This is a genomic window from Nocardioides marmotae, from assembly GCF_013177455.1.
In the GTDB taxonomy this organism is placed as follows: domain Bacteria; phylum Actinomycetota; class Actinomycetes; order Propionibacteriales; family Nocardioidaceae; genus Nocardioides; species Nocardioides marmotae.
Genome location: NZ_CP053660.1, coordinates 70578 through 92135, shown reverse-complemented (window position 1 = coordinate 92135; position 21558 = coordinate 70578). Strand labels below are relative to the sequence as shown.

17 protein-coding genes are annotated in these 21558 nt (G+C 74.8%); 7 read left to right on the top strand and 10 right to left on the bottom strand.

Features of this window, described 5'->3' with window-relative positions:
- The first annotated feature begins 14 nt into the window (after positions 1–14).
- Entirely contained in the window at positions 15–707 is a 693-nt protein-coding gene (locus HPC71_RS00415) for an EcsC family protein (RefSeq protein ID WP_154615958.1), read from the top strand.
- Here HPC71_RS00415 and HPC71_RS00410 read toward each other — a convergent pair.
- From HPC71_RS00410 to HPC71_RS00385, 6 genes are all read right to left on the bottom strand, one after another.
- Complete coding sequence (locus HPC71_RS00410; protein WP_154615960.1) at positions 668–1882, bottom strand: hypothetical protein; 1215 nt, start codon at positions 1880–1882, stop codon at positions 668–670. The genes HPC71_RS00415 and HPC71_RS00410 overlap by 40 nt on opposite strands.
- Entirely contained in the window at positions 1879–3051 is a 1173-nt protein-coding gene (locus HPC71_RS00405) for a hypothetical protein (protein ID WP_154615962.1), read from the bottom strand. The genes HPC71_RS00410 and HPC71_RS00405 overlap by 4 nt, the downstream gene beginning before the upstream one ends.
- Positions 3048–4151, bottom strand: coding sequence for a hypothetical protein (locus HPC71_RS00400; protein ID WP_171895928.1), 1104 nt, complete (start codon positions 4149–4151; stop codon positions 3048–3050). Before HPC71_RS00400 ends, HPC71_RS00405 begins: the two co-directional genes overlap by 4 nt.
- Positions 4148–5089: a hydroxymethylglutaryl-CoA lyase gene (locus HPC71_RS00395; protein WP_154615964.1), complete on the bottom strand. Its 942-nt coding sequence runs from the start codon at positions 5087–5089 to the stop codon at positions 4148–4150. The genes HPC71_RS00400 and HPC71_RS00395 overlap by 4 nt, the downstream gene beginning before the upstream one ends.
- A complete protein-coding gene (locus HPC71_RS00390; protein ID WP_253943838.1) occupies positions 5086–7008 on the bottom strand; it encodes an acetyl/propionyl/methylcrotonyl-CoA carboxylase subunit alpha in 1923 nt (640 codons plus the stop codon). The genes HPC71_RS00395 and HPC71_RS00390 overlap by 4 nt, the downstream gene beginning before the upstream one ends.
- Before the next feature lie 86 nt (positions 7009–7094).
- Complete coding sequence (locus tag HPC71_RS00385; protein WP_284438248.1) at positions 7095–8651, bottom strand: carboxyl transferase domain-containing protein; 1557 nt, start codon at positions 8649–8651, stop codon at positions 7095–7097.
- A gap of 130 nt (positions 8652–8781) precedes the next feature.
- On the opposite strand from HPC71_RS00385, the gene HPC71_RS00380 reads away from it, so the two are divergent.
- From HPC71_RS00380 to HPC71_RS00370, 3 genes are all read left to right on the top strand, one after another.
- Positions 8782–10068, top strand: coding sequence for an O-acetylhomoserine aminocarboxypropyltransferase/cysteine synthase family protein (locus tag HPC71_RS00380; protein ID WP_171895927.1), 1287 nt, complete (start codon positions 8782–8784; stop codon positions 10066–10068).
- A gap of 19 nt (positions 10069–10087) precedes the next feature.
- On the top strand, positions 10088–11200 hold the full coding sequence (gene metX / locus HPC71_RS00375; protein ID WP_171895926.1) for a homoserine O-acetyltransferase MetX: 1113 nt from the start codon (positions 10088–10090) through the stop codon (positions 11198–11200).
- Between the two features lie 152 nt (positions 11201–11352).
- A complete protein-coding gene (locus tag HPC71_RS00370) occupies positions 11353–11907 on the top strand; it encodes an SACE_7040 family transcriptional regulator (RefSeq protein WP_171895925.1) in 555 nt (184 codons plus the stop codon).
- Positions 11908–11930: 23 nt separating this feature from the next.
- On the opposite strand, the gene HPC71_RS00365 is transcribed toward HPC71_RS00370, so the two are convergent.
- Positions 11931–12626, bottom strand: coding sequence for a DUF6989 domain-containing protein (locus HPC71_RS00365; protein ID WP_154615968.1), 696 nt, complete (start codon positions 12624–12626; stop codon positions 11931–11933).
- Positions 12627–12706: 80 nt separating this feature from the next.
- On the opposite strand from HPC71_RS00365, the gene HPC71_RS00360 reads away from it, so the two are divergent.
- Positions 12707–13402 carry a hypothetical protein gene (locus HPC71_RS00360; protein ID WP_154615970.1) on the top strand — a complete coding sequence of 232 codons (696 nt, stop codon included), beginning with the start codon at positions 12707–12709 and terminating at the stop codon, positions 13400–13402.
- 44 nt (positions 13403–13446) lie between these two features.
- Here the strand turns inward: HPC71_RS00360 and HPC71_RS00355 are convergent, their stop codons facing one another.
- Together HPC71_RS00355 and HPC71_RS00350 are read right to left on the bottom strand one after the other, a co-directional pair.
- Complete coding sequence (locus HPC71_RS00355) at positions 13447–14130, bottom strand: SWIM zinc finger family protein (RefSeq protein ID WP_253943837.1); 684 nt, start codon at positions 14128–14130, stop codon at positions 13447–13449.
- Between the two features lies 1 nt (position 14131).
- Positions 14132–16972, bottom strand: coding sequence for a DEAD/DEAH box helicase (locus HPC71_RS00350; protein WP_171895924.1), 2841 nt, complete (start codon positions 16970–16972; stop codon positions 14132–14134).
- A 48-nt stretch (positions 16973–17020) separates the two neighbouring features.
- Between HPC71_RS00350 and HPC71_RS00345 the strand changes: the two genes are divergently transcribed.
- Both HPC71_RS00345 and HPC71_RS00340 read left to right on the top strand, forming a co-directional pair.
- Positions 17021–17521: a glutathione peroxidase gene (locus tag HPC71_RS00345; protein WP_154612298.1), complete on the top strand. Its 501-nt coding sequence runs from the start codon at positions 17021–17023 to the stop codon at positions 17519–17521.
- Between the two features lie 85 nt (positions 17522–17606).
- Positions 17607–19184, top strand: coding sequence for a DHA2 family efflux MFS transporter permease subunit (locus HPC71_RS00340; protein ID WP_171895923.1), 1578 nt, complete (start codon positions 17607–17609; stop codon positions 19182–19184).
- 102 nt (positions 19185–19286) lie between these two features.
- Here the strand turns inward: HPC71_RS00340 and HPC71_RS00335 are convergent, their stop codons facing one another.
- A complete protein-coding gene (locus HPC71_RS00335) occupies positions 19287–21404 on the bottom strand; it encodes a RecQ family ATP-dependent DNA helicase (RefSeq protein WP_154615972.1) in 2118 nt (705 codons plus the stop codon).
- Positions 21405–21558: the final 154 nt, after the last annotated feature.

The window sequence follows — 21558 nt, the reverse complement described above, 5'->3', positions numbered from 1 at the left end:
CCTACGATGACGCCATGAGCGTCAAGCGCAGCGTCACCGGCCACCTCGGCAGGCAGCTCGCCCCCCGGATCGCCCAGCTCGCGCCGGGCCTGACCACCTCGTTCGTCCGCGAGGCGCTGCACCGCGCGATCCAGGGCGTCGGGCCGCTCCCGGCGGCCGCCGCCGCGGCCGAGAAGCAGCTCTCCGAGCAGCGCGGCGACGTCGGCCGGGCCGTGCACGAGGTGATCGAGAACCACGTGCGGTACTCCGGCGCCAGCGGGTTCACCACCAACGTCGGCGGGCTGGTCACCGCCGCGGTGACGATCCCGGCCAACATCACCGGCCAGGCGCTCATCCAGTGCCGGATGATCGCCGGCATCGCCCACCTGCGCGGCTACGACCTCGAGGACCCGCGCGTGCGCAATGCCGTCCTGGTGACGCTGCTCGGCGAGGACAAGGTCGACGAGCTGGTCAAGAAGCGCAAGCTGCCGGCCCCGCCGATGGCGCTGGCCACCGCGCCGGCGCACGACCCCGACCTCGACGCGATCGTCTCCGCGGAGGTCGCCTCGGAGCTGATCACCAAGGTCGCCGGCAAGCGGATCGCGACCACGGTCGGTCGGCGGGTGCCGGTGGTCGGCGGGATCGTCGGCATGGGCGCCGACGGGTACGCCACCTGGCGGGTCGGCCGCTACGCCGACCGCGAGCTCCTGCCCCGCACCCGGCGGTAGACCGCGAGCGCGCCGCGCCCGACGCGGCCGCCCTGGAGGCGGCGGACGACCTTCTCGCGCAGCCGGTAGGAGGGCCGCAGGTAGGAGCGCTCCAGCGCCCGGCGGCTCTCCTCGAGCTCGCCGTGCAGCCGCGCCTCCTCCTCGCGCAGGCGGACGTTCTCCAGCAGCAGCGCGCGGATCGCCTCGACGGCGGCGCCGGCCACCTGCTTCTCCGCGGGCCGGTCGGGGTCGGACCAGCGCGAGAGCGGCGGGGCGCCGGTCAGGTCGTGGAGGTCGCCGACGACGTCGTACCCGCGCCGGGAGACCTCGTCGGCCCACGAGGTCGCGAGCTGCTGGGCCCAGGGGTGCACGTCGGGCGGGAGCGCCAGGCGCGGGGAGCGGGTGCGCCGGGAGAGGGTCTGGTGGGCGAGCAGCTCGCGCACCAGCGGGCGGTACTGGGCGGGCTCGACGACCTTGTTGACCGCCAGGTTGATCCGCCGCAGCAGCGCGGTCTCCGGGACGCCCAGGGAGGGGTTGGAGCGCTCCGCGTGGAGGTCGAGGTCGACGTCGTCGAGGCCGAAGGTGCGGCTGAACCGCTGCCACAGCAGCTCCGGCGGGCCGCCCGGCGGCGGCACCGTCACCAGGTGCACCTGCTCCGGGGGCAGGTCGTGGCCCCAGCGGTCGAGGATGTCGGGGATCTCCTGCACGCCCCAGAACCACGTGGCGATCCGGCTCTCCCGGGCGGGGTCGCGGACCTGGTCGAGGAACGCCGCGTAGCTGACGGTGCTGCGGTGCTTGACGTTCTCCTGCCACTCCGCGGGGATCTGGCGGACCAGGTCGCGCACCGAGAGCACGAGGTGGACCTCGGTGCCCGCGCCGTGCCCGAGCGACTCCAGCGCCCGCCCGACCTGGGAGCGGGACGCGGTGGCGAGGATCTCGTGGCTGATGATCGCGGTGCCGCGGTGCTCCCGCACCCGCTCGGCGAGCCGGTCCCACGCCCCCACGGCCTCGGTCTCCAGGCCGCCCCAGGGCAGGCGCATCAGGTCCAGCGCGGCCAGGAAGTGGGCGTCGAAGCGGTCGGCGGGGTAGAGGATGCCGTGCTGGGCGAGCACCCGTTGGTTGCGGAACAGCACGTCCTGGAGGTAGGACGTGCCGGTCTTCGGGGTGCCGACGTGGAGGAGCACCTTGGCGCTCATCGGTCCTCGTTCCCCCCGTCGCTGGCGGTCTCGGTCGTGGTGGCGGTGGTGGTGGCGGTCTCGTTGGCGGTCCCGAGCGGGGTCTCGGCCGGGCCCGCGAGGAGCAGGCGCACGGCGAGGTCCAGCACGCCGTGCTCGGACGGCTCCAGCGCCCCCGCGGCCTCCCGAGGCAGCAGCTGGCCGGGATCGCCGACGACAGGGTAGCCAGCGGCGAGGACGGCCGCGTGCACCCGCCCCGCCTGCTCGTCCGCCCACCCCCGGTGCTCGGGAGGTACGACGAGGGGCGGGCCGCCGAGGGCGACCAGCCGCGGGACGAGCACCTCGCGGAGCACCCGCGCGCGCCGCTCGGGCCGCACGAGCAGGCCGAGCACCGGGGCGGTCCGTCGCGCCAGCTCGACACCGTCGGCGGGCAGCACGGGCGCGGGGGCCAGCGGCGTTCGGGTGCCGGTGAGCCGGGGCAGCGCGGCCGGGTCGAGGACCAGGCGGACCCGCTCGCGCCCGCCCCGCTCCTCCCACGTGCGGAGCGTGGCGAGCACGTCGACCCGCGGCGGCACCCGGTCGCGCGCGACGGCGTCGCCGAGCCAGTCGCGCCACGGCGGCGCGCCCTCGCCGAGGACCCGGTGGGCCCAGGCGTGGGTGAGCATCGTGGCGAGGTCGGTGGCCAGCACCAGCGCGAGCGCGCCGCGGCCGCCGGGGGCGCGGCCGCGGCGGCGCAGCTCGGCGCGGGCCGCGTCGGCCAGCCAGGGGTCGCCGACCAGGCGGAAGCGCCGGCGCCAGGGCCGCCGCGCGGTCGGGAGGTCCGGCAGCGCGGTGGCCACCAGGTCGTCGGCCAGCACCGAGGTGGCCACGCGGACCAGCTCGTCGTCGGGCAGGTCGGCGGGGTCGACCGGCCGGGGGCCGAACGGGCCGGGGTCCACGGCGCCGACGAGCTCGAGGTCGGGGCGGCCGCGACCGGGCGCGCTCGCGCTCAGCACGCGACGTACCAGCTCGGGGGTGGGGCGGCCGGCCAGGTTGACCCGGCGCAGCAGCTCCAGCTGCTGGGCGCCGGGGAGCACCCGGCCGCGGGCCTCGGCCTCGCCGGTCCAGGCCGCCCACGGCGTCGTGCCGCCCTCGCGCAGGGAGGCGACCCACCCCCAGGCGCGTCGCTCGCCCGAGGTCCCGGACGTCACTGCCGCCGCAGCCGGTCGAGCTGAGCGCGGGCCTTGCGCAGCGGCGCCTGCTCGGGGTCGTTGCGGCGCGCGGCCTCGCGGGTCATCGCGCCGAGGGCGTCGAGGGCGACGACGAGCTGCTGCTTGGGCGGGACCCGGTCGGGGTCCTGCCACGGCTCGGTCGGGGGCGGGCCGGGCCGCAGCTCCTCGAGGTCGCCGACCACGTCGATGCCCGACCCCTCGGCCCAGTCGATCCAGCGCTGCGCCTGCTCCTCGGCCCAGGGGTACATCTCGGGGGGCAGCCGGACCGGCGCCGAGGTCCGGTCGACGAGCTCGCCCTGGGCGAGCATCTCGCGGATCAGCTCGTCGTAGGCCGCCTCGCGCCGCGTCGCGCGGTCCATGCGCCGGTTGAGCCGGCGGATCACCTGGGTCTCGGTGATCCCGAGGGACTGGTTGGTCCGGTCGCTGTCGCGCGGAGCCCAGGCCGGGTCGATGCCCAGCGCCCGGCAGAAGCGCAGCCACAGCTCGTCGCTGCTCGCGCGGACGACCCGGCGCGGCGGCACGGTGACCAGGTGGACCTGCTCGGGCGGCAGGTCGGCGGCCCAGGTGCCCAGCACGGTGGGCAGGTCGAAGGCGCGGGAGAACCACGGCCGGCCCTCGCGGGTGCGGGCGAGGAAGCGGCGGTAGGTCCACTTGCGGCCCTGCTTGATGCTCTCCTGCCACGCGGCCGGGACCTGGCGGGCGAGGTCGCGGGCGCTGTAGACGACGTGCAGCTCGGTGCCGGGGCCGCCGAGGTCGCGCTTGGCGCGGGCGACCTGCGCCCGGTTCGCGGGGGCGAGGATCTCGTGGCTGACCACGACGGTGCCCGAGGTACGGCGGACCTTGCGCACCAGCGCGTCCCAGGCGCCCTCGGCGTGGCCGGGCGGGCCGCCCCAGTCCTGGTCGAGCAGGTCGAGCGCGGCACGGAAGTGGAAGAGCGCCGGGGTCACCAGGGGCGACCCGGTCGGCACGTGGACACCGTGCTTGGCCAGCGTCCGGGCGTTGAGGGTCAGCCGGTCCTGGACGTAGGTGGTGCCGGTCTTCGGCGCCCCGACGTGGAGGTAGACGCGGCGGGTGCTCACGACCCCGATCCTGCCAGGGCGCGCACGACCGCCGACGGGCTGGGCCGCCCGAGCTGCCGCGCCATCTCGGCGCTGGTGGCGACGACCGCGTCCAGGTCGACGCCGGTCTCGATGCCCAGCCCCCGCAGCATCCACAGCAGGTCCTCGGTGGCCAGGTTGCCGGTGGCGCTCTCGGCGTACGGGCAGCCGCCCAGGCCGCCGGCGCTGGCGTCGAAGGTGGCGATGCCGGCCTGGAGCGCGGCGTAGGTGTTGGCCAGCGCCTGGCCGTAGGTGTCGTGGAAGTGCATCGCGAGCCGCTCGGGCCCGACGCCGGCCGCGCCGAACGCCGCCACCAGCTCACCGACCCGGCCGGCCGTGCCGACCCCGATGGTGTCGCCGAGGCTGAGCTGCCCGGCGCCGAGGTCGAGCAGCCGCCGGCCCGCCGCGACGACCCGGTCGACGGCGACGTCGCCCTCCCACGGGTCGCCGAAGCACATCGAGAGGTAGGCGCGGACCTCCATGCCGGCGTCGCGGGCGCGCCGCACGGTCGGCTCGAACATCGCGAACTGCTCCTCGAAGGAGCGGTTGAGGTTGCGCTGGGCGAAGGTCTCGGTGGCCGAGCCGAAGATCGCGACGTGGCGGCAGCCCAGCTCCAGGGCCCGGTCCAGGCCGCGGTCGTTGGGGACCAGCACCGGCAGGTCGCGGGCGCGGTCGCCGAGCCGCTCCTCGAGCAGGCCGAGCAGCTCGGCGGCGTCGGCGAGCTGCGGCACCCAGCGGGGGTGGACGAAGCTGGTCGCCTCCACCACGGGCAGGCCGGCGGCCAGGAGCCGCTCGACGAAGGCCGCCTTGACCTCGGTGGGCACCAGCGCCGCCTCGTTCTGCAGCCCGTCGCGGGGGCCGACCTCGTAGACGGTGACGGCGGCGGGGAGCTGGCCGGGGCCGGTGGACGAGGTGCTCATGCCTGCTCGGTACCCGTCACCTCGAACAGGCGCGCCCCCAGCGCCACCTGCGCGCCCGTCACGGCCTCGACCGCGGTGACCGTGCCGTCGTACGGCGCGGTGAGGGCGAACTCCATCTTCATCGCCTCGAGCGCGCCGAGCACGTCCCCGGCCGCGACCCGGTGGCCGACCTCGACGCGTACGTCGAGGACCGTGCCGGGCATCGGGGCGACGACGGTGCCGTCGCCGGCCGCGGGGCCGGTGTCGGCAAGCACGTCGGGCTTGGTGAAGACGTGGCGCTGGCCGTCGAGCACCACCTCGACGGTGTGGGCGCGGGCGTCGACGACCGCGCGGCGGCGGCGGCCCTCGATCTCGAGGACGACGACGTGGCGGGCCGCGGAGACCGCGGTGACCGGGACCCCGTCGACGGTGCCGGGGACCCCGAGGCGGGCCTCGGTCACCACGACCGGGCGGTCGAGCTCGACGAGGACCGGCGCGGGCGGGCCGGAGAGCCGCCAGCCGTCGGCCTGGAAGGGGTGCGGCGCGCTGCCGACCCCGGGGGCGAGGAGGAACGCCGAGGTCCAGGCGGCGAAGAGCCGGGCCTCGTCCGGGCCGGGCGCCGGCACCTCGTGGCGGTCCAGCCAGGCGGTGTCGATGGTGGCGTCGCGGAACTCCTCGCCGGCGACCAGCGCGCGCAGGAAGCCGGTGTTGGTGGTCAGGCCGGTGACCGCGGTCTCGTCGAGCGCGCGGAGCAGCGCCCGTCGGGCGGACTCGCGGTCGGGGCCGTGGGCGATGACCTTGCCGAGCATGGGGTCATAGGAGGTGGAGACGACCTGGCCGTCCTCGAGGGCGTGGTCGACGCGGATGCCCGGCCCGCTCGGCCAGCGGACGATCTCGGCGCGCCCGGCCTGGGGCAGGAAGCCGCCGAAGGCGTCCTCGGCGTAGACCCGCGCCTCGATCGCGTGGCCGGTGATCCACAGCTCGTCCTGGGCGATCCCGAGCGGCTCGCCCGCGGCGACGCGCAGCTGGAGCTCGACCAGGTCGAGCCCGCCGGTGATCGCCTCGGTGACCGGGTGCTCGACCTGGAGCCGGGTGTTCATCTCCAGGAAGTAGAACTCGCCGGTGTCGGCGTCGAGGAGGAACTCCACGGTGCCCGCACCGACGTACCCGACCTGCTCGGCCAGGGCGACGGCCGCCGAGGTGATCCGGTGCCGCAGCCCCGCGTCGATGGTCGGGGCGGGCGCCTCCTCGAGCACCTTCTGGTGCCGGCGCTGGGTGGAGCAGTCGCGCTCGAAGAGGTGGACGACGTTGCCGTGGGTGTCGCCGAGGACCTGGACCTCGATGTGGCGGCCGCGCTCGACGTACCGCTCCACGAGCAGGGTGTCGTCGCCGAAGGCGCTCGCCGCCTCGCGCGCGGCGGCCGCGCGGGCCTCGGGGAGCTCGGCGGCCGAGCGGACCACGCGCATGCCCTTGCCGCCGCCCCCGGCCGCGGCCTTGACCAGCACCGGGTAGGTGAGGTCGGCCGGGTCGTCGTCCAGGCCGTACGCCGGCACGACGGGCACGCCGGCGGTCACCGCGAGGTCGCGGGCGAGGTCCTTGCGGCCCATCTGCTCCATGACCTGGGCGCTCGGCCCGACCAGGGTGATGCCGGCCGCCTCCAGCGCGGCGGCGAAGGCCGAGCGCTCGGACAGGAAGCCGTAGCCGGGGTGCACCGCGTCGGCGCCGACCCGCACCGCGGCCGCGACGACCTCCTCGACGTCGAGGTAGCTGCCGACCCGGACCGCGTCGTCGGCGGCGAGGACGTGCGGCGCGGAAGCGCCACCGGACATCTCAGCGTCGGTGTGGATCGCGACCGTGCGGATGCCGAGGCGGGCCGCGGTGCGGAAGACGCGCAGCGCGATCTCGCCGCGGTTGGCCACCATCAGGGTGCGGATGTTCACGACTCAGCCCTCCGAGGGGTCGGGGTCCCCGTGGCGTTGTTCGCGGAGGAGCGAAGCGGGGGAGCGAAGAACGTCATGGGGTGACCTCACATCCTGAAGACGCCGTAGGACGGCGTCGGGATCGGGGCGTGGGCGGCGGCCGCGAGGCCCATGCCGAGCACGCGGCGGGTGTCGACGGGGTCGATGACGCCGTCGTCCCAGAGCCGGGCGGTGGCGTAGTACGGCGAGCCCTGGGTCTCGTACTGCTCGCGGATCGGGGCCTTGAACGCCTCGTCCTCGGGCTTCCCGGCGACGGTCGCGAGCACCGAGGCGGCCTGCTCGCCGCCCATGACCGAGATCCGGGCGTTGGGCCACATCCACAGGAAGCGGGGGTCGTAGGCGCGCCCGCACATGCCGTAGTTGCCGGCGCCGAAGGAGCCGCCGATGACGACGGTGAACTTCGGGACGACGGAGCAGGCGACCGCGGTGACCAGCTTGGCGCCGTCGCGGGCGATGCCCTTGTTCTCGTACTCCCGGCCGACCATGAAGCCGGAGATGTTCTGCAGGAAGACCAGCGGGATGCCGCGCTGGTTGCACAGCTCGATGAAGTGCGCGCCCTTGAGCGCCGACTCCCCGAACAGGATGCCGTTGTTGGCGACGATCCCCACCGGGTGGCCCCAGATCCGGGCGAACCCGGTCACCAGCGTCTCGCCGTAGAGCTTCTTGAACTCCTGGAACCGGCTGCCGTCGACGACGCGGCGGATCACCTCGCGCACGTCGTACGGCGTGCGCGTGTCGGTGGGGACGACGTCGTACAGGGTCTCGGGGTCCTCGGCCGGCTCCTCGACCTCGGTCACCTCCCACGGCGCCGCGGACCCGGACCCGGCCCGGTGCGGGGGTCGCTCGAAGGTGGCGACGATCGAGCGGACGATCGCGAGCGCGTGGGCGTCGTCCTCGGCGAGGTGGTCCACGACACCGGAGGTGCGGGCGTGCACGTCGCCGCCGCCGAGCTCCTCGGCGGTGACGACCTCGCCGGTCGCGGCCTTCACCAGCGGCGGGCCGCCGAGGAAGATCGTGCCCTGCTCCTTGACGATGACGGTCTCGTCCGACATCGCCGGCACGTAGGCGCCGCCGGCGGTGCAGGAGCCCATGACGCTGGCGATCTGCGGGATGCCGCGCGCGGAGAGGTTGGCCTGGTTGAAGAAGATCCGGCCGAAGTGCTCGCGGTCGGGGAAGACCTCGTCCTGGAGCGGCAGGAACGCGCCGCCGGAGTCGACGAGGTAGACGCAGGGCAGGTGGTTGTCGGCCGCGACCTGCTGGGCGCGCAGGTGCTTCTTGACCGTCACCGGGTAGTAGGTGCCGCCCTTGACGGTCGCGTCGTTGGCGACGACCACGCACTCGCGCCCGCTGATCCGGCCGATGCCGGTCACGACGCCGGCCGAGGGCACCGGCGTCTCCCCCGGCGCGCCGTACATCCCCGTGGCCGCGAGCGGGCTCAGCTCGAGGAACGCGCTGCCCGGGTCGAGCAGCCGGTCGACGCGGTCGCGGACGAGCATCTTGCCGCGCGCGGTGTGCTTCTCGCGGGCAGCCGCCGAGCCGCCGAGCCGGGCGGTCGCCAGCCGCTCCCGCAAGTCCTCGACGGACGATCTCAGGTCCTGGGTCACGTTGGCAGGTTAGCGATCGTTAACCGGTACCGTCGAACGACCGGGCGCGTCCGGCCTCCGGACGCCCATTGTCGAGTTGAACAGTCGACAATACGCTGACTCGCGCCCGTCCCACCTTTGGAGGAACACCGTGCCGCACAGCCCCGAGACCCTCGCCGTCCACGCCGGCCAGGAGCAGGCCGACCCCGCGACCAACGCGCGCGCCGTGCCGATCTACCAGACGACGTCCTACGTCTTCAACGACACCGAGCACGCCGCCAACCTGTTCTCGCTGGCCGAGCCCGGGAACATCTACACGCGGATCATGAACCCGACCCAGTCGGTCTTCGAGGACCGGGTCAACCAGCTCGAGGGCGGTGTCGGCGCGCTCGCCACGGCCAGCGGCTCGGCCGCGACCACGTACGCCGTGCTGAACCTCTGCTACGCCGGCGACAACATCGTCGCGCTCTCCACGCTCTACGGCGGCACCTACGCGCTGTTCGCCCACACGCTCCCGCAGTTCGGCATCGAGGTGCGCTTCGTCGACCCCGAGAAGCCCGAGGAGCTCGCCCAGCACGTCGACGAGAAGACCAAGATGGTCTTCGGCGAGACCATCGGCAACCCCAAGATCAACGTCATCGACCTCCCCGCCTGGTCCGAGGCCGCGCACGCCCAGGGCCTGCCGCTGGTCATCGACAACACCACGCCCTCGCCCTACCTGGTCCGCGCGATCGAGCAGGGCGCCGACGTCATCGTGCACGCCGCGACCAAGTACATCGGCGGCCACGGCACCTCCATCGGCGGCGTGATCGTCGACTCCGGCAAGTTCGACTGGGCCGCGCACTCCGAGCGGTTCCCCGGCCTGACCAAGCCCGACCCGGCCTACCACGGCGCGGTCTGGACCGAGGCGGCCGGCCCGGCGGCGTACATCATCCGGGCGCGCACGGTGCTGCTGCGCAACACCGGTGCGGCGATCACCCCGATGAACTCCTGGCTCTTCCTCCAGGGCCTGGAGACCCTCCACCTGCGCATGGAGCGGCACAGCGAGAACGCGCTGGCGGTCGCGAAGTACCTCGAGAGCCACGACGCCGTGTCGTGGGTCAGCTACCCCGGCCTGGAGTCCAGCCCCTACAAGGAGGTCGCGGACCGCACCTTCACCGGCAAGGGGTACGGCGGCCTGGTCAGCTTCGGCCTCAAGGCCGGGCGCGACGGCGGCCGGTCGTTCATCGAGTCGCTGGAGCTGTTCAGCCACCTGGCCAACATCGGCGACGCGAAGTCCCTGGCGATCCACAACGCCACCACGACCCACTCCCAGCTCACGCCCGAGGAGCTGGTCGCGGCCGGCGTGCCCGAGGACATGGTGCGGCTCTCGATCGGCATCGAGCACGTCGACGACATCATCGCCGACCTCGAGCAGGCGCTGACCGCCACCAAGTGACGCTCCGCGGCAGCAGCCTGTGACCGGTCCGCTCGGCTACGTCGAGACCCAGCGGGTCGTCCTCTTCACCGAGGACGACCCGCTGGTCCTGCGTGGCGGCGGCCGGCTCGACCACGTCGAGGTGGCCTACGAGACGTACGGCGAGCTCTCGCCCGCCCGCGACAACGCGGTCTTCGTCTGCCACGCGCTCACCGGCGACGCCCACGCCGCGGGGCTGCACCTCGGCGCGAAGAAGCGCGGCTGGTGGGACAACCTGATCGGTCCGGGCAAGCCGGTCGACACCGACCGGTTCTTCGTGGTCTCGGCCAACCTGCTCGGCGGCTGCTCGGGCACCACCGGGCCGCTCTCGACGAACCCCGCCACGGGCGCGGCGTACGGCCTGGACTTCCCGATGCTGCACATGAGCGACCTGGTCGCCGTGCACCGGCGGCTGCTCGCCTCCCTCGGCGTCGCGCGGCTGCACGCGGCCGTCGGCGGCTCGCTCGGCGGGATGCAGGTGCTCCAGTGGGTCATCGACGCGCCCGACGAGATCGACCGAGCCGTCGTCGTGGCGGCCTCCTCGCGGCTGACCCCGGAGAACATCGCCTTCTCCTCCGTCGCCCGCGAGGCGATCATGAGCGACCCGGACTTCCACGAGGGGCGGTACGCCGAGAAGGGCGTCCAGCCGCGGCTGGGCCAGAAGGTCGCGCGGATGATGGCCCACATCACCTACGTCTCGGCCGCCTCCCTCGAGACGAAGTTCGGCCGCCGCCGCACCGGCAGCGGCGACGACTGGACGATGGGGCCCGACTTCGAGGTCGAGCACTACCTCCAGCACCAGGGCGAGACGTTCCTCGACCGCTTCGACGCGCTGTCCTACCTCTACCTGACCCGGCTGCTGGACTACTTCGACCCCTTCGCCGACCCCTGGACCGCCGACCGGATCCGCTCGACCGCCACCCGCTTCCAGCTCACCTCCTTCGACAGCGACTGGCGCTTCGACACCGGCCAGTCCGCGCGGATGGCCCGCGAGCTCGCCGCCTGCGGCGTCGCCGTCGACCACGTCGAGCTCCCCTCGCCCTGGGGGCACGACTCGTTCCTCCTCGAGCCGCCCGGCTACCACGACCGGTTGCGGGCGTTCCTCGTCGGTTGAGGGTGCGGAGGGGGCGCGCGTACCACCTTTAGGTGGGATTTGACCGCTTCTGGGCCAATATTTTGACCCGGAAGCGGGTGCGTCCCACCTAAAGGTGGGACGCGACCCCCACGCCCCGACCCGCCCCGGTTAACGACCGCTAACCTGCGGGGGTGAGCCGGAGAACCCAGATCCTGGCGACCGCGGCCGAGCTGTTCGCGGCGCGGGGCTTCCACGGGGTGTCCGTGGCCGACCTGGGGGCGGCGTGCGGGATCAGCGGGCCGGCGCTCTACAAGCACTTCCCGTCCAAGGACGCGATGCTGGCCGAGATGCTGGTCTCGATCAGCGAGGAGCTGCTCACGGTCGGCCGGCGGCGGGTCGAGGAGGCGCCGGACGCGGCGGCCGCGCTCGCGGCGCTGGTGGACTGGCACGTCTCCTTCGCGCTGGGCCAGCGGGCGCTGATCGTGGTGCAGGACCGCGACTGGGAGTCGTTGCCGGCGACCGCGCGGGAGCAGGTCCGCTCCCTGCAGCGTGAGTACGTCGACCTGTGGGCCGAGCAGCTCCGGTCGGTGCACGAGGGGCTGGCGCTCGACCGCGCGCGGGCGATGGCGCACGCGACGTTCGGCCTGCTCAACTCCACCCCGCACAGCGGGCTCCTGCCCGACGAGCCGATGCACGCGCTGCTCGCCGAGATGGCGCTGGCCGCCCTCGGCGTGCGCCCGCACTGACCCGGCCGCACTGAACCCGCGGGTCAGGCCACGAGCCGCCAGCCGGCGACGTCGATGAGGAAGTGGCACAGCACCAGCGCGCCCAGGTAGAACGTGGCGACCGCCAGGGCCGCGGCGACCCGGGCCGGGAGCGGGCGCCCGCGGACCGCGGCGAAGGCGGTGGCCGTCGCCCAGCCGAGGGCGACCTCGGCGGGCAGGACGTAGAGCGCGACGCCGAGCACGCGGTGGGTCTCCCCGGCCGGCTCCCAGAGCCCGAGGGAGGGGGCGAGCACCTCGGCGCCGAGGAAGACCAGCCCCGCCAGCAGCGCGGCCCGCCCGGGGCGGCCACCCGCCAGCGCGACGGCGAGGAACAGCGGCGCGACCCACATCGCGGCCATCGCCAGCGGGATGACGTCGTCGACCCGCGGGCCGCCGGTGTCGGGGAAGCGCAGGGTGCCGACCAGGTCGGCGAGGACCCAGTCGGGGAGCAGCTGGAAGAGCGAGACCAGCGCCAGGAACCCGGTCAGCGCGAGCAGGTCCGCGCGGCCGGTCGCGCGGCACACCGCGGCCAGCGCGACGACGTACCCGACCACGACCAGCAGCACGCCCCAGCCCTGGGCCGGCGCGTCCAGCGAGAGCGCGACCGCCCCGCCCGCGAAGAGGCCGGCGTGGACGGCGACGAGCGGGGCCAGGCCCGCGCGCGAGGCCCCGGCCGGTGCGGGCGCGAGGGTCGTGGTCACGCCCGTCACCGTAGTGACGCGGGCGCCCCCGCGCCGGTGATCCGCGCGACGCCGCCGCGCGCGCGGCCTAGTCTCGACGGGTGCGCAGCCGGCTCGTGGTCCTGGTGCTGGCCGCGGTCCTCGGGGCCGGCGGCGGGGTGACCGCCGCGCTGGTGGACCGCCCGGCGCCCGAGCCGGAGGCCGCGGACCCGCTGCGGCTGGGGGTCGAGCGGGCCGACCTCGGCTGCACCGGCCAGGCCGCGCTCGTCGTGGCCGTCGGCGACACCCCGGCCGCGCTGCGCGGAGCGGTGGCCGACCACGGCGACCGGGTCCGGTACCTGCGCACCCGCGACTCCTGCGCCACCCGCTGGAGCGCCAACGAGGACCACCCGGTGCCGACGTGGGCGGCCTACCTCGGCCCCTACGACGACCTCGCCGAGCCCTGCGCGGAGCGGATGACCCTCGACCACAAGGGCGACGGCGTCACGGTGCTGACCGACGGCACCACCGACCTGGTCCGCTGCGTGTGCGTGCTGCCGACCACCGCGATGCCCGACCTCCACCTCGGGATGCCCGTCGACCCCGAGCTCGGCATCTGGGTCCGGGCGCTCCAGGGGATGCTCGTCGACCTCGACCCCGTGCGCTTCCCCGAGGAGCGCGTCACCGGCCGCTACGACGAGGCGACCGCCGCCCGGATGGCGCCGCTCCAGGCCTTCAACGACATCGCGCCCGGCCCCGTCGAGGAGCCCTCGTGGCGCGCCCTGCGCGACCGGGCCTGCGGCGGCTACGACTTCTGACCGAGCCCCTGAGGGGGCTCCGGACCGGGGTCCCGTCCGGCCGCTCAGAGCAGGTGGTCGACCGTGTGGCCCTGGGCGAGCAGGTCGAGCGCCCGGGCGGCGCGCAGCGCGGCGTCGTACGCCGTGTCCTCGTCGGTCGCGGTCGGCTCGTCCGCGCTCGCCGGGCCGGAGCGGGCGTGCAGCCGGGCGAGCAGCTCCTCGCGCGGCAGTCCCCGCAGGTGGAGCAGCACGAACGGGTCGGCCTCGAGCAGCCACCCGAGCTGGGTGAGCACCCCGAGGGCGTGCACGCACGGGTCGGTCCAGCCCTCGCAGGTGCAGGTCGCGCCGAGCTCCCCGCCGTAGGGCAGCAGCTCCACCCCGACGTCCTCGGCCTGCTCGACCAGGGCGTGCGGCAGGTCCCCGGCCAACAGCGCCGCGACCCGGCCGGCCTCGGCGGCGACGGTCTCGACGAACGCCTCGCGGGCCCCCTCGTCCAGCACCGGCACGGTGCCGGAGGTCGTCCACAGCCCTCCGTCGTCCTCGACGGCCGCGACGAACGTCCCGACGTCGACGATGATCCCGCCGACCCGGCCCGAGCGGGCCAGCCGCCGGGCGGCGACCAGGTCCGCCTCGTCGTACGCCGCCTCCTCGACCGCCCGCGACCAGGCCCGCGCCCACCAGCTCGCCGCCCGCCCGCCGCCGCGCCGCGGGGGGACGCGCGGGTGCACCACCCGGGTCGGGCCGGCCACCTCAGGCCTCCGGCCGCAGCGTGACCAGGTCGCGCAGGTCGGCGTCGGAGAGCTCGGTGAAGGCCGCCTCGCCGCTGGCCAGCACGGAGTCGGCCAGGGCGCGCTTGCGGGTGAGCAGCTCGGCGACCCGCTCCTCGATGGTCCCGCGGGTGATCATCCGGTGCACCTGGACCGGCTTGGTCTGCCCGATCCGGTAGGCGCGGTCGGTCGCCTGCTCCTCGACCGCGGGGTTCCACCAGCGGTCGAGGTGGATGACGTGGTCGGCGCGGGTGAGGTTGAGCCCGGTGCCGCCGGCCTTGAGGGAGAGCAGGAAGACCGGCACGGGGGCCGGTTCGTCGGGCGCGCCGCCCTGGAAGCGGGCCACCATCGCCTCCCGCTCGCGGACCGGCGTGCCGCCGTGGAGCAGCTGGTGGCCGATGCCGAGCCGGGTCAGGTGCGCCTCGACGAGGCGGGCCATGGCGACGTACTGGGTGAAGACCAGGGCGGCCCCGCCCTCGGCGACGACAGTGGCGAGCAGCTCCTCGAGCAGGTCGAGCTTCTGCGAGCGGCCCGCGAGCCGGACCGCGCCGGACTGCTTGAGGAACTGGGCGGGGTGGTTGCAGATCTGCTTCAGGCCGGTCAGCAGCGCGAGGACCAGGCCGCGCCGGGTGTCCTCGTCGGCGCGCTCGATGCGCTCCATCGTGTCGCGGACGAACGCCTCGTAGAGCACGACCTGCTCCCGGGTCAGCCGGAGCGGGTGGTCGGTCTCGGTCTTCGCGGGCAGCTCGGGGGCGATACCGGGGTCGGACTTGCGGCGGCGCAGCAGGAACGGCCCGATCAGGTCGGCGAACTGCCGCGCCTTGGTGGGCTCCAGGCCGGACTCGATCGGCGCGGCCCACACCTTGCGGAAGGCGTTGCGGCTGCCGAGGAGGCCGGGCGTGGCCCAGTCGAGCACCGACCACAGCTCGGTGAGGTCGTTCTCGATCGGCGTGCCGGTGAGCGCGACCCGCGCCCGCGAGGGGATGGTGCGCAGCGCGCGGGCGGTGGCGGTGCGGGCGTTCTTCACGTGCTGGGCCTCATCGGCGACGACGAGGTCCCAGCCGACCGCGGCGAGCACGGCGGCGTCGCGGCGGGCGGTGCCGTACGTCGTCAGCACGAACCCGGCGTCGGTGCCGGGCAGGCCGTCCTCGAGGCCGGCGAGGTCGCGGCCCGAGCCGTGGAAGCGGCGCACCGGCGTGCCCGGGGCGAACCGGGCGACCTCGGCCTCCCAGTTGCCGAGCAGGCTCGTGGGGCACACGACCAGCGTCGGGCCGGTCGCGCCGCGCTCGCGGCGGTGCAGGTGGAGCGCGATCAGGGTGATCGTCTTGCCCAGGCCCATGTCGTCGGCCAGGCACGCGCCGAGGCCGAGCGAGGTGAGCTCGGCCAGCCAGGTCAGCCCGTGGCGCTGGTAGTCGCGCAGCTCGGCGCGGAGCGCGGCCGGCTGCGGCACCGGCTCGCGGGTGGCCGCGGTGGTCAGCTGCTCGCGCACCCGCTGCAGGCTGGCGCCGACGACCACCTGCTCCTCGGCGTCCTCGACCTGGACGCTCCCGGTGAGCGCGGCCGCCACCGCCTGGGCGGGCGTCGCGGTCCGCACCAGCCGCTTGCGGGCCTTGCGGGCGGTCGCGGGATCGACGACCGTCCAGCTCCCGCGCAGCTTGAGCACCGGGGAGGCGGCCTTCGCCAGCTGGTCCATCTCCTCCTCGGTCAGCGGCTCGCCGTGCAGCGCGAGCTGCCAGCGGAACGCGAAGAGGTCCTCGGTGCCGAGCACCGGCTTGTCCAGCGGCTCCTCGCGGGCCCCGCCCGCCGCGGACCCGCGCGCCGGCGCCGCGTCGAGGACGGTCCGGGCGGTGAGGTCGCGGCCCAGGCTGCGCGGCCACAGCACGTCGACGCCCCGGTCGCGCAGCGCGCCGACGCCCTCCTCGAGCAGGCTGACGATCTCGTCGGTGTCGAGGGTGATCTGGTCGGGGACCCGCAGCTCCAGCATCCGGTCGAGCACCGGCCAGGCCTCGGCCGCCGCCCGCAGCGCGATGGTGGCGTGGGTGCGCGCCCGCTCCCCGAAGCCGTGCGCCGCGTCCGGGCCGGTCTCGACCCAGAGCCGCGCGGCGTCGCAGACGTGGAGCGGGTCCTGCTCGTCGTGCACCTGGAGCACCAGCCGCACGGCGCCCGCGACCAGCTCCTCCTCGTCGGCCTCGACCCGCAGCGAGACGGTCACCAGCGAGGGCAGGTCGCCCAGGCGCCCGCCGCCGGTGCGGTGCCGGTCGATCCGGGCCTGGAGGCGCGCCGCGAATCCCGGGTCGGCCCGCCCGCCGCCCGCCCGCGCGGCCCCCGGTCGGGCGGCACCCGGTCGGGCGGCACCCGGTCGAGCGGGCCCGCTCCCCGACCGGGTCGCCGCGACGGCGGGCCGGCGGTCCGGCCGGGGCGCGGTGCGCGGGACGGCGTCGGCGACCGCGTCGAGCACCTGCCGCACGAGCGCCTCCGCGGCCGCGGCGTCCACGCCGTCGTACGTCCGCGAGCGGGCGAGCATGACCACCCGGTCGGTGTCGGAGTCGTCCAGCGCGGCGATCCGCCAGGACGCCGGCCCGTCGCCGTCCGCCGGCTCCAGGCGCCCCGCCGCGACCAGGCGCAGCCCGAGCAGGGCGGCGCCGGAGAGCAGCCGCACGCTGGGGTGGACGTCGTCGCGGGCGTGGGCCTTGGTCAGCACCGGCAGCGCGGCGCGCATCGGCAGCGCGACGGTCCGCCGGTCGTCGCTGAACTCGACCACGCCGTCGCGCGGCGGGTCACCGGGACGGAACGCGGCCGGTCCGGTGACGGGCACGAAGCTCACTCCGGAGACCGTAACCGGTCTCGCCGACACCCCCGGTACGGTCGCCCCATGAGCATCCTCGACCAGCCGATCAACCGTCTCGACGGCACGCCGACCACCCTCGGCGAGATCACCGGCGGCGGGCCGGCGCTGCTCGTCAACGTGGCGAGCAAGTGCGGGCTGACCCCGCAGTACGCCGGCCTCGAGGCGCTCCAGGAGGAGCTGGCCGGCTCCGGGTTCACCGTCGTCGGGCTGCCCTGCAACCAGTTCCTGGGCCAGGAGCCGGGCACGTCGGAGGAGATCGCGGAGTTCTGCTCCGCGACGTACGGCGTGACGTTCCCGATGACCGAGAAGATCGAGGTCAACGGCGAGGGCCGGCACCCGATCTACGAGGAGCTGGTGCGCACCCCCGACGAGGAGGGCGAGGCCGGCGACGTGCAGTGGAACTTCGAGAAGTTCCTCATCGCCGCCGACGGCACCGTCGTCGGGCGGTTCCGCCCGCGCGTCGAGCCCGACGACCCGCGGCTGCGCGACGCCGTCCGCGCGCTCGCCTCCAGCGGCCGCGCCTGAGGCCCCGCCCCGCAGGGCCGCGACGGTGACCAAGCCCACTTCGCCGCCCGATGACCGGGTAAAGGAATCGCACTAGCCTCCTGCGGTGAGCACAGACCTCTCCAGCACCCCGCCCGGGAGCCCCGGCGCCCCCGCCTCGGACAAGCTCGACCGCCACGTCCTCGTGATCGCCGGCGTCGTCGTCCTCGGCGCGATCATGTCGATCCTCGACATCACCGTCGTCTCGGTCGCGCTGGAGACCTTCCAGCGCGAGTTCGACGCCACGACCGCCCAGGTCGCCTGGACGATGACGGCCTACACCCTGGCCCTGGCCAGCGTGATCCCGCTGACCGGCTGGGCCTCGGACCGGTTCGGCACCAAGCGGCTCTACCTGATCGCGATCGTGCTCTTCTCGGCCGGCTCGGCGCTCTGCGCCGCGGCGACGTCGCTGGAGATGCTGGTCGCGTTCCGGGTGGTCCAGGGCCTCGGCGGCGGCATGCTCGTCCCGCTCGGCATGACGATCCTGACCCGCGCCGCCGGCCCGGAGCGGCTCGGCCGGGTCATGGCCGTCATGGGTGTGCCCATGCTGCTCGGCCCGATCTTCGGCCCCATCCTCGGTGGCGCACTGATCGACAACGCCAGCTGGCACTGGATCTTCCTGATCAACGTCCCGATCGGTGTGGCGACCATCGTCTACGCGGCGATCGTGCTGCCCAAGGACGACGTGGAGCCGTCGGAGACCTTCGACTGGCTCGGCATGGTGCTGCTCTCCCCCGGTCTGGCCGCGTTCCTGTACGGCGTCTCGACCATCCCGGAGACCGGCACGATCCTCGACGCCGAGGTGCTCGTCCCGGCCATCATCGGCCTGCTGCTGATCGCCGCCTTCGTCCCGTGGGCCCTGTCCCGCCGCAACGCCCACCCGCTGGTCGACCTGCGGCTCTTCCAGAACTTCACGCTCACCATCGCGGTGATCGCGATGGCGCTCTTCGCGATGGCCTTCTTCGGCGCCAGCCTGCTCTTCCCGCTGTACTTCCAGCAGGTCCGCGGCGAGGGCGCCCTCGACGCCGGCCTGCTGCTCGCCCCGCAGGGTCTCGGCGCCATGCTGGTGATGCCGCTGGCCGGCGTGCTCACCGACCGGATCGGCCCCGGCAAGATCGTCCTGGTCGGCGTCGCGGTCATCACCGTCGGCATGGGGATGTTCGCCACGCTCGACGCAGAGACGTCGTACTACTTCCTGACGGGCGCGCTCTTCGTCATGGGCCTGGGCATGGGCGCCACGATGATGCCGATCATGACCGCGGCACTGCAGACCCTCCGCGGCCACACCGTCGCCCGCGGCTCCACGCTGCTCAACATCGTCCAGCAGGTCGCCGCCTCGATCGGCACCGCGATCTTCTCGGTGCTGCTCACCAACGGGGTCAAGAACGAGGCCGACCCGACCGCCCTGGCCCTGGGCGAGATCGAGGACGAGTCGCAGCTCCGCGCGTTCCTCGAGCAGACCGGCATCCCCGCCGAGCAGCTGCCCACGATCCTCCGTGACCTCACAGACGACCTCGCCGGCGTCTTCAGCGGCACCTTCTGGATCGCGGCGGCCATGGTGGCCGTCGTGCTCGTGCCGGCGTTCTTCCTGCCGCGCAAGCCCCCCGCCGAGCCGGTCGACCAGACCGCCCTCATGGGGCACTGACGCCCGACTCTTCACCCGCACCACCCGCGCCAGCCCTCGTGCTGCTCAGCGTGCGCTCCGGCGCACGGTGGGCAGCACGAGGCGTTTCGGGGGCCGCGCCGCTCAGCCGGTGACGGCCAGGACGAGCGGCAGCACCTCGGCGGCCCCGGCCCGGCGCAGCGCACGGGCGGCGAGGGTGAGGCTCCAACCGGTGTCGGAGCGGTCGTCCACGAGCAGCACCCGCGCCCCCTCGGGCACGTCGGCGTGCAGGGCCGAGCGGCGACCGACGGCCGCGACCCGCTGCGCGGAGTTCATCGCGCCCTGGCCGGGGGCGACGTCGGGGTCGACGACCGCCCAGGTGCCGACGACCGGCACCTTCAGGTAGCGCGACAGGCCGGAGGCGAGGTCGCTGGTCAGCGTGGGGCGGGTGGCGGACTCGACGACGACGATCGCGTCGACCTGCGGGCGCCACTCCTCGAGCACCTCGACGACCGCGCGGACGAGCGGCACCGGCACCGGCCCGTCGGGCGTGCCGGGGGCGAAGAGCTCCCGCAGCGCCTGGCCGTGCCCGAGGTCGGTCAGCCGGGCGACCGCGCGCCCCTCCGAGGCGCCGTCCTTGATCTTGCCCTTGAGGTCGATCCCGAGGTTGGCCAGCGCGGTCGGCCACATCTTGCGCGGCTCGACGACCACGCCGGGGCGGGAGAGGCGGGCGCCGGCCTCCTCCAGCGCGGCCGCGGAGACCTCGGTGGACAGGTCCAGCCCGCCGCAGTTGTCGCAGCGGCCGCAGTCGGCGGCCTCGGGGTCGTCGAGCTGGTCGCGCAGGAACCGCATCCGGCACCGGTCGGTGGCGATGTAGTCGAGCATCGCCTGCTGCTCGCGCTCGCGGGCCTCGCTCACCCGGCGGTAGCGCTCCGCGTCGTAGCTCCACTCCTGCCCGGTCGACTCCCACCCGCCGCGCACGCGGCGTACGGCGCCGTCGACGTCGAGCACCTTGAGCATCGTCTCCAGGCGGGTCCGGGTCAGCTCGACCCGGGTCTCCAGCGCCGCCGTGCTCATCGGCCGGCCCTCCGCGGCGAGCGCGTCGAGGGTCTGGCGGACCAGCTCCTCGCGCGGGAAGGCCAGCGAGGCGAAGTAGTTCCAGATGTCGCGGTCCTCGGTGGCCGGCAGCAGCACGACGACCGCCTCGTCGGTGCCGCGGCCGGCGCGGCCGACCTGTTGGTAGTAGGCCACCGGTGAGGCCGGGGCGCCCATGTTGACCACGAAGCCGAGCGTCGCGTCGAAGCCCATCCCGAGCGCGCTGGTCGCCACCAGGGCCTTGACCCGGCCCGCAGCGAGGTCCTGCTCGAGGGCCTGCCGCTCGGTGGTGTCGGTCTGCCCGGAGTACGCCGCCACGTCGTGGCCCCGCGAACGCAGGTAGTCCGCGATCTCCTGGGTCGCGGCGACGGTGAGGCAGTAGACGATGCCCGACCCAGGCTGCTCGGCGAGGTGGTCGGCCAGCCAGGCCAGCCGCTGCTCGGCCGTCCGCAGCCGCACCACCCCCAGCCGCAGCGACTCGCGGTCCAGCGACCCGCGCAGCACCAGCACCTGCTGGCCCAGCGGGCCGAGCTGCTCGGCGACGTCGGCGGTCACCCGCTCGTTGGCGGTCGCGGTGGTCGCGAGGACCGGGATCCCGTCGGGCAGCTCGGCCAGCAGCGTGCGGATCCGGCGGTAGTCGGGCCGGAAGTCGTGGCCCCAGTCGGAGATGCAGTGCGCCTCGTCGACCACGAGGAGCCCGCAGGTGGCGGCCAGCTTCGGCAGCACCTCGTCGCGGAAGCCGGGGTTGTTCAGGCGCTCGGGGCTGACCAGCAGGACGTCGACCTCGCCGTCGCGGATCGCCTGGTGCGTCGGCTCCCAGTCCTCGATGTTGGTGGAGTTGATCGTCACCGCGCGGATGCCGGCGCGCTCGGCGGCGGCGATCTGGTTGCGCATGAGCGCCAGCAGCGGGGAGACGATCACGGTCGGCCCGGCGCCCTGGCCGCGCAGCAGCAGGGTGGCCACGAAGTAGACCGCCGACTTGCCCCAACCGGTGCGCTGCACGACCAGCGCGCGGCGGCGGTCGACCGCGAGCGCCTCGATGGCCGACCACTGGTCCTCGCGCAGGACGGCGTCGTCCCTGCCGACCAGGGCGCGCAGGTGCGCCTCGGCCTGCTCGCGGACGTCGGTCGCGCTGCTCGGGGACGGGGCGGCGGCGGGGCTGGTCATGCCGACCTGTCTACCAGCGGCCACGGACGCTCCGCGGTCCCCCTCCACAGCTCCGGCCCGGCGGAGCGGGCGCGGACACACCGGCGGGGGATAGTCCGCCACACCTGCGCCCTTTCCTGGCCCCGCAAGGGCGCTCCTGTGTCGGACTACCCCG

Excerpts from the sequence above, each read along its gene's own strand:
- HPC71_RS00415 (WP_154615958.1), top strand. The coding sequence starts at position 15 with ATGAGCGTCAAGCGCAGCGTCACCGGCCACCTCGGCAGGCAGCTCGCC.
- HPC71_RS00335 (WP_154615972.1), bottom strand. The coding sequence starts at position 21,404 with ATGACCAGCCCCGCCGCCGCCCCGTCCCCGAGCAGCGCGACCGACGTC.
- HPC71_RS00410 (WP_154615960.1), bottom strand. The coding sequence starts at position 1,882 with ATGAGCGCCAAGGTGCTCCTCCACGTCGGCACCCCGAAGACCGGCACG.
- HPC71_RS00345 (WP_154612298.1), top strand. The coding sequence starts at position 17,021 with ATGAGCATCCTCGACCAGCCGATCAACCGTCTCGACGGCACGCCGACC.
- HPC71_RS00395 (WP_154615964.1), bottom strand. The coding sequence starts at position 5,089 with ATGAGCACCTCGTCCACCGGCCCCGGCCAGCTCCCCGCCGCCGTCACC.